General features: G+C 50.2%; 15 protein-coding genes. 4 read left to right on the plus strand and 11 right to left on the minus strand.

Annotated features, from left to right (window positions below; genetic code table 11):
• Positions 1-4: 4 nt before the first annotated feature.
• Both pheS and SB724_RS08745 read right to left on the minus strand, forming a co-directional pair.
• The gene (gene pheS, locus SB724_RS08740) at positions 5-1039 is read right to left on the minus strand and encodes a phenylalanine--tRNA ligase subunit alpha (protein ID WP_410570800.1); all 1035 of its coding nucleotides are present in this window, start codon (positions 1037-1039) and stop codon (positions 5-7) included.
• A gap of 360 nt (positions 1040-1399) precedes the next feature.
• Positions 1400-2146: a TrmH family RNA methyltransferase gene (locus tag SB724_RS08745; RefSeq protein WP_007408111.1), complete on the minus strand. Its 747-nt coding sequence runs from the start codon at positions 2144-2146 to the stop codon at positions 1400-1402.
• A 120-nt stretch (positions 2147-2266) separates the two neighbouring features.
• Between SB724_RS08745 and sspI the strand changes: the two genes are divergently transcribed.
• The 4 genes from sspI (at position 2267) to SB724_RS08765 (ending at position 6466) form a co-directional block, all read left to right on the plus strand.
• On the plus strand, positions 2267-2482 hold the full coding sequence (gene sspI, locus SB724_RS08750; RefSeq protein ID WP_003152527.1) for a small acid-soluble spore protein SspI: 216 nt from the start codon (positions 2267-2269) through the stop codon (positions 2480-2482).
• Positions 2483-2543: 61 nt separating this feature from the next.
• The gene (locus SB724_RS08755) at positions 2544-3629 is read left to right on the plus strand and encodes a CdaR family transcriptional regulator (protein WP_410570802.1); all 1086 of its coding nucleotides are present in this window, start codon (positions 2544-2546) and stop codon (positions 3627-3629) included.
• A gap of 99 nt (positions 3630-3728) precedes the next feature.
• Positions 3729-5141 carry a glycolate oxidase subunit GlcD gene (glcD, locus tag SB724_RS08760; RefSeq protein ID WP_021494418.1) on the plus strand — a complete coding sequence of 471 codons (1413 nt, stop codon included), beginning with the start codon at positions 3729-3731 and terminating at the stop codon, positions 5139-5141.
• Positions 5138-6466 carry a (Fe-S)-binding protein gene (locus tag SB724_RS08765; RefSeq protein WP_410570805.1) on the plus strand — a complete coding sequence of 443 codons (1329 nt, stop codon included), beginning with the start codon at positions 5138-5140 and terminating at the stop codon, positions 6464-6466. Before glcD ends, SB724_RS08765 begins: the two co-directional genes overlap by 4 nt.
• A gap of 70 nt (positions 6467-6536) precedes the next feature.
• Here the strand turns inward: SB724_RS08765 and cstA are convergent, their stop codons facing one another.
• The 9 genes from cstA to araB all read right to left on the minus strand — a co-directional run bounded on the left by cstA (position 6537) and on the right by araB (position 17450).
• The gene (cstA, locus tag SB724_RS08770) at positions 6537-8333 is read right to left on the minus strand and encodes a carbon starvation protein CstA (RefSeq protein WP_265971141.1); all 1797 of its coding nucleotides are present in this window, start codon (positions 8331-8333) and stop codon (positions 6537-6539) included.
• A gap of 110 nt (positions 8334-8443) precedes the next feature.
• The gene (gene arfA, locus SB724_RS08775) at positions 8444-9943 is read right to left on the minus strand and encodes an arabinosylfuranosidase ArfA (RefSeq protein WP_410570807.1); all 1500 of its coding nucleotides are present in this window, start codon (positions 9941-9943) and stop codon (positions 8444-8446) included.
• Between the two features lie 18 nt (positions 9944-9961).
• On the minus strand, positions 9962-10789 hold the full coding sequence (gene araQ / locus SB724_RS08780; RefSeq protein WP_007612991.1) for an arabinooligosaccharides ABC transporter permease AraQ: 828 nt from the start codon (positions 10787-10789) through the stop codon (positions 9962-9964).
• Positions 10790-10807: 18 nt separating this feature from the next.
• Positions 10808-11749: an arabinooligosaccharides ABC transporter permease AraP gene (gene araP / locus SB724_RS08785; RefSeq protein WP_007408105.1), complete on the minus strand. Its 942-nt coding sequence runs from the start codon at positions 11747-11749 to the stop codon at positions 10808-10810.
• Between the two features lie 41 nt (positions 11750-11790).
• Positions 11791-13086 (minus strand): arabinooligosaccharides ABC transporter substrate-binding protein AraN, encoded by a 1296-nt coding sequence (araN, locus tag SB724_RS08790; RefSeq protein WP_410570809.1) that lies wholly within the window; start codon positions 13084-13086, stop codon positions 11791-11793.
• Between the two features lie 31 nt (positions 13087-13117).
• Positions 13118-14302 carry a sn-glycerol-1-phosphate dehydrogenase gene (locus tag SB724_RS08795; protein WP_410570811.1) on the minus strand — a complete coding sequence of 395 codons (1185 nt, stop codon included), beginning with the start codon at positions 14300-14302 and terminating at the stop codon, positions 13118-13120.
• A complete protein-coding gene (gene araL / locus SB724_RS08800; protein ID WP_407966282.1) occupies positions 14299-15105 on the minus strand; it encodes a sugar-phosphatase AraL in 807 nt (268 codons plus the stop codon). Before araL ends, SB724_RS08795 begins: the two co-directional genes overlap by 4 nt.
• Positions 15083-15772 carry an L-ribulose-5-phosphate 4-epimerase gene (gene araD, locus SB724_RS08805; protein ID WP_003152509.1) on the minus strand — a complete coding sequence of 230 codons (690 nt, stop codon included), beginning with the start codon at positions 15770-15772 and terminating at the stop codon, positions 15083-15085. The genes araL and araD overlap by 23 nt, the downstream gene beginning before the upstream one ends.
• Positions 15765-17450, minus strand: coding sequence for a ribulokinase (araB, locus tag SB724_RS08810; RefSeq protein WP_410570813.1), 1686 nt, complete (start codon positions 17448-17450; stop codon positions 15765-15767). Before araB ends, araD begins: the two co-directional genes overlap by 8 nt.
• Between the last annotated feature and the right edge of the window lies 1 nt (position 17451).

A 17451-nucleotide genomic window follows, 5' to 3' on the forward strand; every position in this document is an offset into this window, starting at 1 on the left:
CCTCTTACGCCTGTTTAAACTGCGAAATGAATCTGACATCATTGGTATAGAAATGGCGGATATCTTCAATGCCGTATTTCAGCATCGCGATACGTTCAACACCCATTCCAAAAGCAAAACCCTGGTATTCCTCAGGATTGAATCCGGCCATCTTCAGCACGTTCGGGTGAATCATGCCGGCGCCGAGAATTTCGATCCAGCCTGTTTTTTTGCAGACGGAGCAGCCTTGTCCGCCGCACTTAAAGCAGGTCACATCCACCTCGACAGAAGGCTCTGTGAATGGGAAAAAGCTCGGACGGAGCCTGATTTCACGATCTTGGCCGAACATTTTTTTGGCGACCAATTCAAGCGTGCCTTTCAGGTCGCTCATGCTGATTTTGCGGTCGACGACGAGACCCTCGATCTGCATGAATTGATGGGAATGTGTCGCGTCATCGTTGTCGCGGCGATACACTTTACCGGGACAAATGATTTTGACGGGGCCTTTTCCTTTATGCTTTTCCATCGTGCGCGTCTGCACCGGTGACGTCTGCGTTCTCATCAGCATTTCTTCTGTAATGTAAAAGCTGTCCTGCATGTCGCGGGCCGGATGTTCCTTCGGCAGGTTCAGCGCCTCAAAGTTGTAATAATCCGTTTCCACTTCAGGGCCTTCTTCGACGGTATATCCCATGCCGATAAATAAATCTTCAATTTCTTCAATAACGACCGTAAGCGGATGGCGTCCGCCGATGTTTACCTGACTGCCCGGCAATGTGACGTCAATCGTCTGGCTGCTGAGTTTTTTATTCATTTCTTCTTGTTCAAGCTGTTCATTTTTCGCCGTAATGGCTGCTGCAATGCGCTCTCTCACTTCATTGGCGAGCGCTCCCATTTTCGGGCGCTCTTCGGCAGACAGTTTGCCCATGCCGCGGAGAACTTCTGTAATCGGCCCTTTTTTTCCGAGATATTGCACCCGAATGTCGTTAACTTCTTTTAATGAACCCGCCGCTTCTACTTTTTCTGCAGCTTCCAGTTCGAGCTGTTTAAGCTTCTCTTCCATCATGCATCCTCCTTTTATGTAAACCAAACCGTTCTATGCCTTTTTCAGAAAACAAAAAAACCCGCCCCTTGAGAGAAGGGACGAGTTGTGGCCGCGGTACCACCCTTTTTAAGGCAGACTTATCTGCCGACAGCTTCATTGACATAACGGAAACGATCGTTCCGGTTCACCTTTACGCGCGTTTGGCGCGGTCCCGGTGACAACTCGAGAGGTGAAAATCAATTTTTGTGCTGCGATAAAAATGCTCTCAGTCAGCGGCATTTTCTCCCTGGAAGGCAGCGTGTGCAAAAATTGACGTCCTCTGTCACGGTTTTTACATTATTGCTATCTATTATAGTGAAATCCAAGGCTTTTCGCAACCTATCCTCTGAGATGATAAACGAGGATGGCGGCCGCTACCGCCACATTCAGCGATTCCGCCTGCCCGTACAGCGGAACGTACAGGTTGAGATCCGTTTTTTGCAGAAGGCCGGCGTCCACTCCCGCCCCCTCGTTCCCGACGATTAACGCGAACGATTCTTCAGGCTTCACGCTTTGATAAGCCGCACCGTTTTCAAGCGCCGTGCCGTAGATCGCGACGCCTTGTGATTTCAGCTCAGCGGTGAACTCATCAAGCGGACGTTTCAAAATGGGAATATGAAAATGAGATCCTTGTGCTGAACGCAGCGTTTTTCCATTGTACGGGTCTGCTGTTCCCTCACCAAGGACAACGGCGTCGATCCCCGCCGCATCTGCCGTTCTGATCATTGTTCCTAAATTCCCCGGGTCCTGCACGGCATCAATCAGAAGCAGCCGCTTCAGCTGATCAGGCTGCTTATCCGGCATATGGCAGACCGCGGCGATCCGTTGCGGCGTTTCTGTTTCCGTCACGGCTGAAAACGCGTCTTCGCTCAGCACGTAGCACGGAATGCTCATGTCCAGATCGGCCGGGATGGCGCTCTCATCGTTTACGAGAATTTCTTTTACCGTTCCCTTTGATTTGAGCGCTTCTTCTGCCAGATGCTCTCCTTCTATCAGAAATGTATTCGTTTTAAGTCTCTCTTTTTTTGTGTGAAGTTTTTTCCAGTCCTTCACTTTTTGGTTTTTTGCAGAGTCGATTCGTTTCACTTTATGTCTGTGCTCTCCTTTTTTCATGCATATTGTTATTATATCTCAAGAACAGCACATAATAAACCGCGTGCGCGGTAAGAATATGCGTATCACATTCAGGAAAAAGGAGCGGTTGTAATGGATCTTAATTTACGCAACGCCGTTATTGCCAATGTAACCGGCAATAACCAGGATCAGCTGGAGCATACTATCGTTGACGCCATCCAAAGCGGTGAAGAAAAAATGCTTCCGGGCCTCGGCGTCTTATTCGAAGTTCTTTGGCAGCATGCGTCGGACTCAGAAAAAAATGAAATGCTCAAAACACTTGAAGGCGGATTAAAACCTGCGCAATAAGCTTGAACCGGGTGATGGCACACCCGGTTTTTTTTGTATAATAATGGCGAGGGGGATCGCCATGCAGTTACAGCCGGAACTGGCAAAGAAATTGATTGCCGAAGTCAAACATATGTACAGCCGCGAAGTGATTATTGCCGATACAAAAGGAATGATCATCGCGGGCACCAACGAGGCGCGCGCCGGATGGTTTCATGAAGGCGCACTGATCTGCGCGCGCGAAAAACGGAATGTCATCATTACGAAAGAAGATGAAAAACGGCTCGAGGGCGTAAAAGCAGGACTGAACCTCCCCGTTTTTTCAGGCCATGAAGTGATCGGAGTATTCGGCCTGACAGGAGACCCGGACGATATCCTGCCTTTCGGAGAATTGCTCAGAAAAATGACGGAGCTGTTTATTAAAGAAACGCGCCATATGGAAGAAGCGCAGTGGCGTGCGAGAATGCTTGAATCCTTTATGGTTGATTGGCTGCAGCTGAAAGAATGGTCTCCGGGCTTTTTAGAAAAAGCAAAGCTCATCGGCGCAGACCTTCACGCATACCGCCGGATCATACTCATTCAAGGCCGTTATGAGCAATATAAAGCGGAGGAGCTCGGGCGGCTCTGGCAGTACGAATGCCCTGAAGACCTGTTTGTCCGCTGGGGAAATGAACGCATTCTCATTAATCATGAAGCAAATTCGGCTTCCAAAACACAGCTCATTAAAAAGATCGGCGCCGTTTTCGGGCAGCCTGTCACCGCCGGCATCGGACGGATCGTTCCGGGAGAGCGCCTCACGGAATCATACGAACAGGCGGATAAAGCACTTTCAGCCGGAATCGATGACAAGCAGGCCGTCTTTGAAGAAGATTTAAAACTGGATATGTGTCTTGCCGATATCGCACCTGGCACGAGGTCGGAATTTTCACGGCGGGTTTTCGAGCATGTACTCGGCCGGGAAGAACTTCTGGATACGCTGCGCGCCTTTTTCGACCGGCAATTATCGTTAAAGCGCACCGCCGACGACATGCATATTCATATCAATACATTGCGCTACCGTCTTTCCAAACTGGAATCACTGACAAATATGAAGCTTGACCGCCCCGAAGACATAACGGCTTTTTATTTGGCGCTGCGCTTTTTAGATCAACATACAAAAAGCACGTAATCATATCATCATTTTTCATATGTTTCTTCATAGTGTGCGGAATCGTTTTTCTTTACAATTAAATGAAAACGCTTTTCTTATCAGGGAGGTTGGGAGAACATGATTTCACGAGAGGCAAAAGAAGCGTTCATCCGGACGGTCGGGAAGGAGAATTATGATGATTCGGCGGCGGGCCGTCTTGTGTATTCTTATGATGCGGCTCCTCAGCTGCAAGCCATGCCGGATGCGGTTATCGCCCCCCGCAGCGCGGATGACGTGTCCCGTATATTAACGATTTGCAGCAGGCATGACATTCCGATCGTGCCGAGAGGTTCAGGCACAAACTTATGCGGCGGCACATGTCCGTCTGAAGGCGGGCTTGTGCTTTTATTCAAACATATGAACCGCATTCTGGAAATCGATGAAGAAAATTTGACGGCAACCGTCCAGCCGGGCGTGATTACGCAAGATATGATCCGTGCGGTTGAACAAAAAGGTTTATTTTATCCTCCTGATCCGAGCAGCATGAAAATATCGACGATCGGCGGGAATATTAATGAAAATTCCGGCGGGCTGCGCGGGCTGAAGTACGGCGTCACCCGGGATTATGTCCTCGGCCTTGAAGCCGTCTTGGCTTCAGGCGATATCATCCGCACAGGAGGAAAGCTGACAAAGGATGTCGCCGGTTATGATCTGACCCGGCTTTTCGTCGGATCAGAAGGGACACTCGGCGTTGTGACGGAAGCGACTTTAAAGCTGGTTCCGAAACCGGAAACGAAAAAAACGCTGCTTGCACTCTATGAACATATTGAAGCGGCTGCGGAATCGGTTTCTGCCATCATCGCTGAAAAAATCATTCCGGCGACACTCGAATTTCTGGATCAGCCGACACTGCAGGTCATTGAAGATTACGCCAAGATCGGGCTTCCGACCGACGCAAAAGCGGTGCTGCTGATCGAACAGGACGGTGACATCGAAACGGTCAGACGCGATATGGAAAAAATCGAAGCCATCTGTAAAAACGGAGCAGCCGTATCCGTCCAAACGGCTGAAACCGAGGAAGAGGCATTCGCGCTTACAGAGGCCAGACGGTCCGCATTATCAGCCCTTGCCCGGCTGAAACCGACAACGATTCTGGAAGATGCGACCGTGCCGAGATCACAAATTGCCAGCATGGTCAAAGCCATTAACGAGATTGCAGAAACATACGGCCTGTCCATCTGCACATTCGGCCATGCCGGAGACGGCAACCTCCATCCGACGTGCACCACCGATATCCGAAATACAGAGGAGATGGAACGTGTCGAAAAAGCTTTTGCCGCCATTTTTGAAAAAGCGATTGAGCTGGGCGGGACGATAACGGGTGAACACGGGGTCGGCATCGTAAAAGCGCCGTATTTAGAAATGAAACTGAAAACAGAGGGCATCACCGCCATGAAAGCGATCAAACAAGCGCTTGATCCCCAAAATCTGCTGAATCCGGGAAAAATATTCGCCAATTCATCAAGGAAACGCGTGGTGGTGATGAAATGACAACGGCTAAAGAGCAGAAACACATTCAAACAGAATTCAAAAACCGCATGGATGAAGGTGAATTGCTGAACTGTATGCGCTGCGGCTTCTGCCTTCCTTCCTGTCCGACCTATATCGAATCGGGATTTCAAGAATCCCATTCGCCGCGCGGCCGGATCGCCCTGATGAAAGCCGTCACTGACGGACTGATCGAGCCTGATGAAGATGTCGAGCGCTCACTTTCGCTGTGTCTCGGATGCCGGGCATGCGAGCCCGTTTGTCCGGCAGGGGTCAATTACGGACAGCTGCTTGAAGAAGCGAGGGATATCATTCATCAAAATAAAAAACATAAGCCGGGCGTGCGCCTCTTGCGGAAAGCCGCCTTCACCGGGCTTTTCCCACACCAAAACCGCATGCAGACAGCCGTGAATCTTCTCGGAATATACCAAAGATCGGGACTGCAGACCGCCGTCAGAAAAACCGGTATGCTGCGCGTTTTGCCTGAGCATCTGCGCACAATGGAACAAGTGCTCCCGCCCGCCCCGAAACGGAAAGACATGAAGGAAAGGCCGCGTTTTCTTCCTGCCGCGGGTCCCGTCCAAAAACGGGCCGCTTTTTTCTCGGGCTGCTTAATGGATACGATGTTTTTAGCGACAAATCATGCGACAACGGCGCTTTTACAGGCGGCCGGGTGTGAAATCGCGGTTCCGGACGGCCAGGCGTGCTGCGGCGCGCTTCACGGGCACAGCGGAGAAAAAGAGATGGGAAAAGAACTGGCCAAGCGGAATATCGCGGCTTTTGAGGCACTTGACGCTGATTATATCATTACAAACGCCGGCGGATGCGGCGCCTTTCTTCAGGAATATCCGCATTTACTGAGAGATGAACCTGGATGGGCGGAACGTGCCGAACAATTCGTCCGGAAGCTCAAAGACTTTTCATCCGTACTGGTTGATCTGAAGTTCCATCAAAAAAACCTGCGGGCACAGTCTCCTCATATCGTCACATATCAGGACTCCTGCCATCTCCGCAATGTGATGCATACGTCAGAGGAACCGCGCACGCTTTTGAAAAGCATTAAAGGGGCTGAGTACAGAGAAATGGAAAAGGCCGACAGCTGCTGCGGGTCGGCGGGAATTTATAATATAACAGAGTCAGAGATGTCTATGAAAATATTAGACAGCAAGATGAAAGCCGCCGGAAAAACGGAGGCGGCCGTCATCGTGACAGCCAATCCCGGATGCCTTCTGCAAATGCAGCTCGGCATTTTGCGCGAAGGATTAACAGGCCGTGTCCGCGCGGTTCATTTGGCGGATTACCTTTTGGAAGCGGCGGATTTGTCATAAGATGAAAGCAGAGAGACCGATCGGCTCTCTGCTTTTTTTATGATGCTGCAATGTTCGGACGGCCGCGGATTTATCCGGGTATTGAAGCTTCCAGTCTGGCACTCGGATCACGCCATACATTCGCCCATTTTTTCACAGCCGCAATGATAATCACAAGCCCGAGAATGAGCATGATAATGGATAAAACGCCATTCAGCACGTTGTATCCCGCCGCTTCGGGGTTCAAATACACATACCGCACCATCCAATAACCCGCATAGTTGACGGTCACGTACAAATAAGCGAGAGGAATCAGGCATGTCAGCATATAGCGCCGCTTATCCGCTATTTTTAATACGACGGTCGCACCGATAATTAAGCCGACAGACGCCATAAGCTGATTGGATACGCCGAACAGCGCCCAAATGGAGCTGATGTCGCCCGAATACAGAAGATAGCCCCACAGCAGGCAGGCGAGCGCGCTTGAGAAAATTGAGCCCGGCAGCCAGTCTGTTTTTTTCAGCGGCTTATAGACCTCTCCGAAAAACTCTTGAATCAAGTACCGGGCGACACGGGTTCCCGCATCAATCGCCGTTAAAATAAACACCGCTTCAAACATAATGACGAATTGAAAAAAGTATGAAGCCAAATGACTGAAAAACGGAATCTCCGTAAAGATATACGTCATTCCGACGGCAAGCGTAACAGCGCCGCCCGTTCTTCCTTCCAGACTGAGCCCGATTTCTTTACTCAATTCAGGCAGATGGACGACATTCATCCCGAGGGTGCGGAATATTTCAGGCGTGCTGTTAATAGCGAAATAGTCGGCGGGCTCAAGAGCGGCAGCTGCAATGAGCGCCATAATTCCGACGAGACATTCCACAAGCATCGCTCCGAAAGCAACCGGCTTTATATCACTCCATTTATCCAGCATTTTCGGCGTTGTGCCGGAACCGACAAATGCATGAAAGCCCGAAATGGCGCCGCAGGCAATCGTTATTGAAATAAACGGCCAGACAGGACCCGCGATCACCGGCCCTCCGCCGTGAATAAACTCCGTTACGGCCGGAAATTTAATGGCGGGATTGACGAAAAAGACGCCCGCGATCAAAGCGGCAAAAACCCCGATTTTCATAAAACTGCTTAAATAGTCACGAGGAGCCAGCAAAAGCCAAACCGGAAGCGCCGCGGCGAAAAACGCATAGACAGGAAGCGCCACTGCAAGCGTTTTCGCATCCAGTGTCAGCATGTCCCCGAGAGCCGTTGTCTGCAGCTGCGGCCCGATGACAACACCGGCCATTAACAAAAGAAACCCGACAGTTGATGCGAGTTTGAGATTGCCCGTTTTTTTATAGTAGAGGCCGACCCCCATCGCGATCGGAATCGTAATCCCCACCGCAAACGTTCCCCACGGGTTTTTCTCAAGCGCGTGCAGCACAACCATGGACAGCCCCGCCATCGTGATCGTAATGATAAACAGCATCGAGAGACCCGTGCAAAAGCCCGCCACCGGGCCGAGCTCTTCTTTGGCGACTTCAGAAAGCGTTTTCCCGTTTTTCCGCATTGATGCAAACAATACGACAATATCGTGCACGGCTCCTCCGATCACCGCCCCGATTAACAGCCATAAAAGCCCGGGCAGATAGCCGAACTGAGCTGCCAGAATCGGTCCGACAAGCGGGCCGGCAGCGGCGATTGCCGCGAAGTGGTGGCCGAATGACACCCACTTATTCGTCGGCACATAATCTTTCCCATCCTCAAGCACATGGGCCGGAGTCGGTGTCTGATCATTGATTTTTAATACTTTGACCATCATAAAGGTACCGTAAAGCCGATAGGCGATCGCCAGAATACATATAGACGCTATGACGATTGTAATCGCATTCATTTAATCCCAGCCCCTTTTCTCTTTTTCTAAATATTATCACAATTATCAGATAACAAGAGATGATTTTTGCGTAAAAAAAAGCCGGCGGCGCAGCCCGGCTTTTCGGAACATTATTTTCCTGATAAACGGATGACATTCCAGGACAGCGGAGTAAAATGAGCCGTTATCCCTTGAGCATTTGCCGAAGACGTTCCGTTTGAGTGAGGCGTGACTTCTTTTCTGTTTTTTTGATTGGTCGCTTTCATATCCTGATGCTCCAGCACGATATGCTCAATGATGCGGTAATCTTCAAACCCTCTCAGTTTGATCTCCGTTTCCATCAGTTCCTTGCTTTTGTTAACGGCAAAAATGGTCAGGGCTTCATCCTCTTCGCGGTAAACGGCCGCGGCATCAACATACGGCACATCCGTAAAGTCCGTCGAGTCGTATTTCGGGGAGGTAATCAGCAGCTTCATCGAAGTCCCTCTCCCGTAGACAGAGGCGTGCATGTAAGGGTAAAAGATCGGCTGCCTCCATGCTTCTCCGCCCTTTTCGGTCATGATAGGCGCAATTACGTTGACAAGCTGGGCGAGACAGGCGATCTTTAGTCTGTCCGCATGCTGCAGCATGGTAATCAGCAGTGAACCGATCAACAGCGCATCTTCAAAATTGTAGATGTCTTCGAGAATCGGCCGGGCCGTAATCCATGGCTCCACTTTTTTATCCGCTTCATTTGAGTGATACCACACATTCCATTCATCTAAAGAAAGGTGAATCGTTTTTTTGCTGCGTTTTTTCGCTTTCATATAATCACATACGGCTGTGACGGATTTAATAAAATGTTCTAAATCCATCGACTTCGCCAAATAGTTCTCAAGATCATTTTCATGGTTGCCGTAATACGTATGCAGTGAGATGTAATCCACATGCTCGTACGTATGCTCAAGCACCTCGGCCTCCCACTCGATGAAGGACGGCATGCCGCTGTTTGAGCTTCCGCAAGCCACCAATTCGATCGTCGGGTCCGTCCATTTCATCACCTTTGCCGTTTCAGCGGCAAGCCGTCCGTATTCATGCGCCGTTTTATGACCGATCTGCCAAGGGCCGTCCATCTCATTTCCTAAGCACCATGTTTTGATGCCGTAAGGTTTTTCATATCCGTGCGATTTTCGTAAGTCGCTCCAGTATGACCCTTCAGGATGGTTGCAGTATTCGACGAGGTTCCGGGCGGCATCGATCCCTCTCGTCCCGAGATTGACCGCCATATTCACTTCGGCGTTCACTTTTTTCGCCCACGTTAAAAATTCATTCGTCCCCACTTCGTTCGTTTCTGTCGTCTGCCATGCCAAATCTAGCCTCCGCGGGCGGTCCTTCACCGGCCCGACGCCGTCTTCCCAATTGTAGCCCGAGAGAAAATTCCCTCCCGGATAGCGGATGAACGGCACTTGCAATTCCTTTATTAACTCCTGCACGTCTGTTCTGAAACCGTCCTTGTCGGCTGTCGGGTGTCCGGGCTCATAAATGCCTTCATACACCGCCCGGCCCATATGTTCTATAAATGATCCGTACATCCGTTTGTCCACTTCACCGATGATATATTCTTTATCTGCTGTAATCCCCGCTTTTTTCATTACATTTCCTCCCTCTCTCTATCCCTTCACTCCGCCTACTGTGAGGCCGGAAATGAAGTATTTTTGGAAAAACAAGAATATGATGATCACCGGCAGTATCGCAAAAACGGACCCGGAAATCAGCATGTCATAGTTGTTGCCGTACGGACTCAGCAGCCCTGAAAGTCCGATTGGAAGCGTAAACATTTCTTTCGACCGAAGCACGATCAGCGGCCATAAAAAGTTATTCCAGCTGTTTAAAGATTGAAGAATGATCATTGCCCCGAATGCCGGTTTCATGAGCGGCGCCATAATTCTGAAAAAAATGCCGAATTCCGTGCAGCCGTCCATTCTCGCTGAATCAAGCAGATCCTTCGGAAGTCCGAGCGCATATTGCCGGAAAAAGAACACGGCGACAGGCGACACAATAAACGGCAGAATCACCCCCGTATAAGAATCGATCAAATGAAGACCCACCGTCAATTTGAACAACGGAAGCATCATCACTTCAAGAGGCACCATCATAATGATCAGCACAAGAACAAAAATAATATTTCTGCCTTTAAATTCGTAGACACCGAGTCCGTAGCCGATCAAAGAGGAAAAAAACAGCGTGAGAACCGTGGTGAGAACACCGAGCAGCAGGCTGTTAAAAAACCATTTGAAATAAATGCTCCCCCCGTTGAACAAATAGGTGTAGTTATCAAGGCTCATCACATCCGGATCAAGACGCAGATTCAGCCCGATGCGCATCAGCTCAGATGACGGCTTTAAAGAACCGAGCAATAGACAGATCATCGGAAAGATATACAACAGGCTCAGCATGATAAAAAACAAGGTAAACGCGACTCTGTACACGGAAAACATGTGATTGTTACGCAACGCTTATCCCTCCCCTTTAAACGAACCGGACAGTTTCAGTGAAACAAGGCTGACTAGTAAGATGACAAGCAAAAGGACAATTCCGATTGCGGCCCCGTACCCCATTTCGTTGTATGCAAGCCCCTGCTGATATAAATAACCGACAAGTGTGAGGCCGATATTGCCCGGGGAATTATTCTGCCAAAGCACATAGCTTTCCTCAAACATTCTGAAACCGCCGATAATACTGATCGTTAACACATAAACGGACACCGGCTTTAAAAATGGAAGGGTAATATGCCGGAACTTTTTCCACGTACTCGCCCCGTCAATTTCAGCCGCTTCATACAATTCTTTCGGCACGTTTTGCAATCCGGCCAGAAAGTATAGAATGTTAATGCCCATCCACCTCCATGACGCAAGCAGCACCATTAAAAACATGCCGGTACCTTTGTTGTTGAGCCAGTTTTGGGGTGATGCGCCAAGCTTCATCATCAGCTCGTTTGCAAGCGACGTATTCATTTCTCCGAACATCAGACGGAAAATAATTCCCGCTACGATCGTCGATGTTAAAGCCGGTACAAACAGAGCCGATTTAAACACATTTCTGAACCTGACGAGCTTCGAATTCAGAATCACCGCCAAAAGAAGCGGCACTGGAATCAGCACGATCAGCGTCCAGAAGGTATATTCCAATGTGTTAAACAGTGCGGTGTAAAAGGTTGGATTAAGAAGAGCGGTATAATTGGAAAACCCGACAAATGTAATTTCTCCCGGCAGTATCCGCTGAAAGCTCATGATAAACACGCTGATGATCGGATACAAAAAGAAAACGAGAAACGAAATGATAAATGGCGCCGTAAAAAGATAAGGCGCCGCTTTTTTTGAATACAGCACATTGCGCCGGCGCGGCTTCTTCCGGACTGCAGAAACGGTTTGCGCTGTCTCTGTCTTTACAGGTCTCATAAAAGCTCCCCCGCTTTCACTGTTAAATAGGGCGGCTTCTCCTATTTCTCTAATTGCTCTGCCGCCTCGTCCAAGGCTTCCTTAGGTGTTTTTTCCTGCGTCTTCAGCGCATCGAACAGCACTTGTCTGACAACGAGATCAGCCGCTTTAGAGAAGTCTTCATGCAGATAAATCGGATTGATCTCATCTTTTATTTCAAGGAGCGAGGAAAAAATTGACGTACCGTTCCGGAAGAAATCCGTGTACTTGTTTTTCTCCTTCAATTCTTTTGAATCCCACACGTCCCAGCGGAGCGGGTCAAAGCCGAGCACCGTCCAAAGCTTTATATTCCCTTCCTTCGAACCTTTCGCAAAACCGAGAAATTCTTTCGCGAGCTTCAGATGTTCAGCCTGCTTCGGCACGACGGTGGCTGTTCCGCCTAAACCCGCTGATCTGTCACCGCCTTCTTTCCAGGCCGGCATAGGGTAAATCGCCATTTTGCCTTTTAAATCAGGCATATAATCGATAAACCGTCCCATGTACCAAATGGGCATCAGCACTGAGGCTGCCCCGCCCTGATTCATAAAACCGTAGTATTCTTCGCTGTGATGGCCGCCGCCGGGAGCCGGCAGAAGGGTTTTATCATTTACCATGTCCTTTACATAATTCAGTGTGTCTGTATTCGTCTTGCTGTTCAGAATCAATTTTCCGTTTTTGCTGTAGTAGCCTGACCCTTGCTGCGAAATCATGGATAGGAATGTGGCGGAGTCGTTTGTTTCAACCGTTCCCATCGGTTTCCCAGCGGCCTCACGCACTTTTTTCCCTGCCCGCCGGTAATCTTCCCATGTCTTAATGGAGGCGGGATCAACGCCCGCTTTTTTCATGATATCCATGTTGTAAAACATGACGGTCGTCCCCACATGTGTATCAAGGCCGTACAATTTTCCGTTTTTGCTGTATAAGGCCAGACGCGCTTCCACAAACTTATCGCGGTCTTTTTCAATCAGCGGCGTCAGATTGGCAAGCGGGATATCCTTCCCCTTCAGAAAGTTCGAGAACCGGCTTAATTCCACGTCGGCTATATCGGGAAGCCCCTCACCCGCGATCAGCGAAACCGATAAATTATCATGCATTTGTCCATAAGGATAAACAACGGTATTCAGCTTGATTTTGCGATCCGGATATTTCTGATTCCATTCTTTGACCATTTCCTGATAAAACTGTTCGTGCAGACCGTTAAACGTCCAAAACGTCAGCTCTGTTTCTCCCGGCCGGCCGGCAGTCCGTTCTTGTGAACAGCCGGCGGTAAACAAGAAGAGCATCATCAGCACCAAACATACAGCGGTCGTTTTTTTCATGTCATTACCCCTTCCACTTTAGGCCGTGCGGCTATTGATGCAAATGATGTGCAAAGAGCGCTGCATTTTCATTTATGATGGTTAAACCGGTATAACGGTCTCTCAGTGTGTGCGCATGCTTAAGCGCATCGCTGACAAGGTCCTGTTTTACACCGATCTCATCGAAACAGGCGGGACCTCCCGCAGATGCGAGCCACCCGGCAATTGTCTTGCCGTCGGGAAGCCCTTCATATGCAGATTGAATCGCCTCGCGAAAGTGCGGCGGCAGTTCAGCAAGCTTTTCGTGACAAGCCAGTGCTTTGTAAGTATCACTCAGCACCGCGCACGCACAACCGACCTTCGCACCGTGGAGAATCGGAGGCTGTTTTGCCTTCAGCATTTCCATCTCAATCCAATGCGAGATGTGATGTTCTCCTCCTGAGGCGGGGCGGGAGTGGTCAAGCGCAAGCATGACAAGACCCGAAACGATCAGCGCTTCCATCAGTATCTGAATGCCGGCCTCCGTTCCCATGGCAATGGCAGCGCGGTGATCAATGCACTGCCAAAGCGCGTCTTTCACAAGCTTCGCCCCGGCTTCTGAGTACGGCTCACCCGCAAGCCTGCGGGAAATCTCCCAATCTGCCAGCGATGTTATTTTTCCGAGCATGTCTCCGAAGCCCGCGGCTGTCATTGAACGGGGCGCTTCTTTTAATACATTCGTATCCGCAAATAAGGCGATCGGCGCTTTCGTTTGAATCGTCGTTTTGATTCCGTTTAATATGAGCGGCGCTCCCGCCGACGTAAAACCGTCGACTGACGGAGCGGTGGGGAATGAGATAAACGGCAATCCGCGCTGGTAGGCGGCAAACCGCGTAATGTCGTGAATCGTTCCTGCACCGGCCGCAATGATGACATCCGTCTCTTCCGCGAGATTGATCAGCGTATAGACCAATGTCCTCTCATCAGCCGCGGCGGCCCCGGCTTCATGCTCCGGAATGATGACTTTTGACGCTTTGATCCCGCCTGCCCTCAATTCTTCCGCAAACAGACGTCCCGCCGCCTCGTACGTGTTACGGTCACAGACGATGACCGGATGATTCCAGCATTTTTTTTGCAGAAATCTGAGAAGCTCTTCTTTTGCATTCGCCCCGATCACGATATCTTCTATTTGAATCGGTGAGCGGCTGGCCCCTTCCTTGTCAAACTCGGATTGAATGTCCTCAGGAGAACGTTTCATGAAAGGATTCCCTCCTTCGCTAATTCTGTCAGGTCTTTAATAGAATCAAGGACGATGTCAGGTTCATATAGACGGGGCTCCCCAAGTTTGGCCGACCCCGTCAGAACCAATACGCTTTTCATCCCGTACAGGCTGCCCATTGCGATATCTGATTCGAGGCTGTCTCCGATAATGGCGCATTCCTCAGGGGGAAGTCCGAGCGCTTCACATGCCGCCTCAGCCATCAGCCAAGACGGTTTGCCGATGACAAGCTCAGTTTTTGCTCCGGCGGATGCTTCAATGGCCCCGATCATTCCCGCGACGTCCATGGCATGGCCGCCTTCATTCGGAAAGGAGCGGTCCCGGTTCGTGGCGATGATGCGCGCGCCGGAGGAAGCCGCCTTAAAAGCGAGATTCAGATCCTCATAGGTGACGGTTTCATGCAGGGAGATGACAAGCCAGTCTGCCGCCTGCGGGTTTTGCGCCAGGGCGACACCCGCTAAAGCGAGTTCATCAGTCAGCCCTTTCTCTCCTAACACCCACACCTTTGACAAAGGATAATGCTTCTTTAAAAATGATGCCGTCACACTGGAGGACAGCACGATGCTCCGTTCATCCGTGCGGATACCGGCACCCAGCAGTTTCTTTCGGCACATTGCTCTTGATAGATTGCCGCGGTTGCTTAAAAAGACAACGGCTTTGCCCAGTGACTGAAGGGTATGAACGGCTTCTTTTGCGCCGTCAATCAGCTCCCGCCCCCTGAATACGGTTCCGTCTAAATCAATCAGAAACCCGGCTGCGTCAAGTTTGGCCATAATAAGCATTCGCCCCGTGTTTTCTGTAAAAATGCTTATCATGCAGCACTCTGTCGATCGGACTGAGCTGTTTGTTCAGCATAAGCGAATGGTAGGCCATTTCCGCTACCGTTTCGAGCACAACGGCGTTATGCAGGGCATTCAGCGCGTCCGTTCCCCAGCAGAACGGGCCGTGGCTGTGGACGAGGACACCCGGGTTTTGTTCATACGGTTCGTTTTGAAAAGTTTCGGCTATGACTTTGCCTGTATGATATTCGTAATCTTTCACAATTTCTTCTTCATACATTTCCCTCGTGCAGGGTATAGCGCTTTCAAAGTAATCCGCGTGAGTCGTTCCGAGAGCGGGTATGTCTCTTCCGGACTGTGCCCAGCTCGTCGCCCAGCGGGAATGAGTATGAACGATTCCGCCGATAGCCGGAAACGCTTTATACAGATAAAGATGGGTCGGCGTGTCAGAAGACGGTTTCAGCGAGCCTTCGAGAATGTCTCCGTCCTCATTCAGGACGACCAGTTTGTCAGCGGTCAGCTCACTGTAATCGACACCGCTCGGTTTAATGACGATTCTCCCGCTCTCCCTGTCAATGCCGCTGACATTCCCCCATGTAAACGTGACAAGGTTATGTTCCTCAAGCTTCAGATTGGCGGCGAGCACTTCTTCTTTTAACGCTTCAAGCATGGCGGCTCCCCCCTTTCGCAAAATCACGGTTTTTAATGGCTTTCAGGCGTTTCATGACATTGTTTTCTTTGCCGAAGTAGTGTACGAGCTCTTTATATTCCGTATATAAGCTGTCATAAATCTCAGCTCTTTCCCGATTCGGGGCATAAGAGCCGTCTTTTAATTTCCCCATATGCGCACATGCTTCAGCAATATTGGAGAATCCCCCGTTTTCCCGTCCCGCGGCGAGCGCTCCGAAAATCGCGGAGCCCAGTGCAGGCGCCTGCGGAGACCCGGATAATTTAATATCCATATTTGTGACGTCTGCATAAATCTGCATGACAAACGGATTTTTTTCGGCGATTCCTCCGGCTGCGTAAAGCTCTTGGACCGGAACGCCGTTTTCCCGAAACGTTTCGATAATCATCCTCGTTCCGAACGCCGTCGCTTCAATCAATGCCCTGTAGATTTCTTCCGGCTTCGTGTGCAGCGTCATGCCGAGCATCATGCCCGTCAAATCGGCGTCCACCAAGGTTGACCGGTTTCCGTTCCACCAGTCAAGCGCGAGAAGGCCGCTTTCCCCCGGAACAAGTTCAGCTGCTTTTTTGCTGAGCAGCTCGTGAATGTCTATTTGTTTATCCTCAGCTTCCTTCTCATAGTCTCTCGGAACACACGTTTTGACGAACCATTCAAAGTGGTCGCCGACACAGGACTGCCCCGCTTCATATCCCGCATATCCGGGCAAGATGCCGTTATTGACGACCCCGCACATACCGGGGACGATATGTTCTTCGTCGCCGAGCAGCACATGGCAGGTAGACGTTCCCATGATCATCAGCATTTTCCCCGGCTCTGTAATACCGACCGCGGGCACTGACACGTGAGCGTCGACATTGGCGACGGCAACGGCCGTCCCCGGCAGAAGCCCGGTCAGCTCCGCCATTTTTTCGGTCAAACCTCCTGCTTTTTCCCCGACTGAATAAATGGAGCCGCTTAATTTATCCTTTGTAATCGTTTTCATTAACGGGTTGAGCCTTTCGAAAAAATGATCCGGCGGATACCCCGTATCCTCATTCCAGATTGCTTTGTAGCCGGCCGTGCAGTTGCTTCGCTTCAATGAACCGCACAATTGATAGACGATCCAGTCTGCCGCTTCCACAATCTGATCTGCCGCCTTGTATATATGCGGCGCTTCTTCCGCGATTTGCATGATTTTCGGGATCATCCATTCGGAAGAAATTTTACCGCCGTATCTTTTAAGGAATGTTTCATTTGTATCTTCGGCAATCGTGTTCAAACGGTCTGCATGTTTTTGAGCTGCATGATGCTTCCACAGCTTCACATAACTGTGGGGCTCCCTTTCAAATTCCGGCAGCATACAAAGCGGCTGCCCCGCGCCGTCTATCGGCAAAATCGTGCAGGCGGTAAAATCAATTCCTATGCCGATCACGTCTTTTGGATCAGCGCCCGCCTGCTCAAGCAGGTTCGGAATCGCCGTTTCCAGAACTTCGATATAATCGGCAGGATGCTGAAGGGCCCAGTCCCGAGGAAGTTTTTCACCCGTCTTCGGCAGCGTGCGGTCGATGACAGCATGAGTATATTCTTTTACCGCAGACGCGATTTCTTCGCCCGTGCGGACATTGACAAGCACCGCCCGGCCGGACAATGTGCCGAAATCAACACCAATCGTATACGCCATA

It is taken from the genome of Bacillus sp. SIMBA_031 (genome assembly GCF_046535225.1).
GTDB classification, from domain to species: Bacteria; Bacillota; Bacilli; order Bacillales; family Bacillaceae; genus Bacillus; species Bacillus velezensis.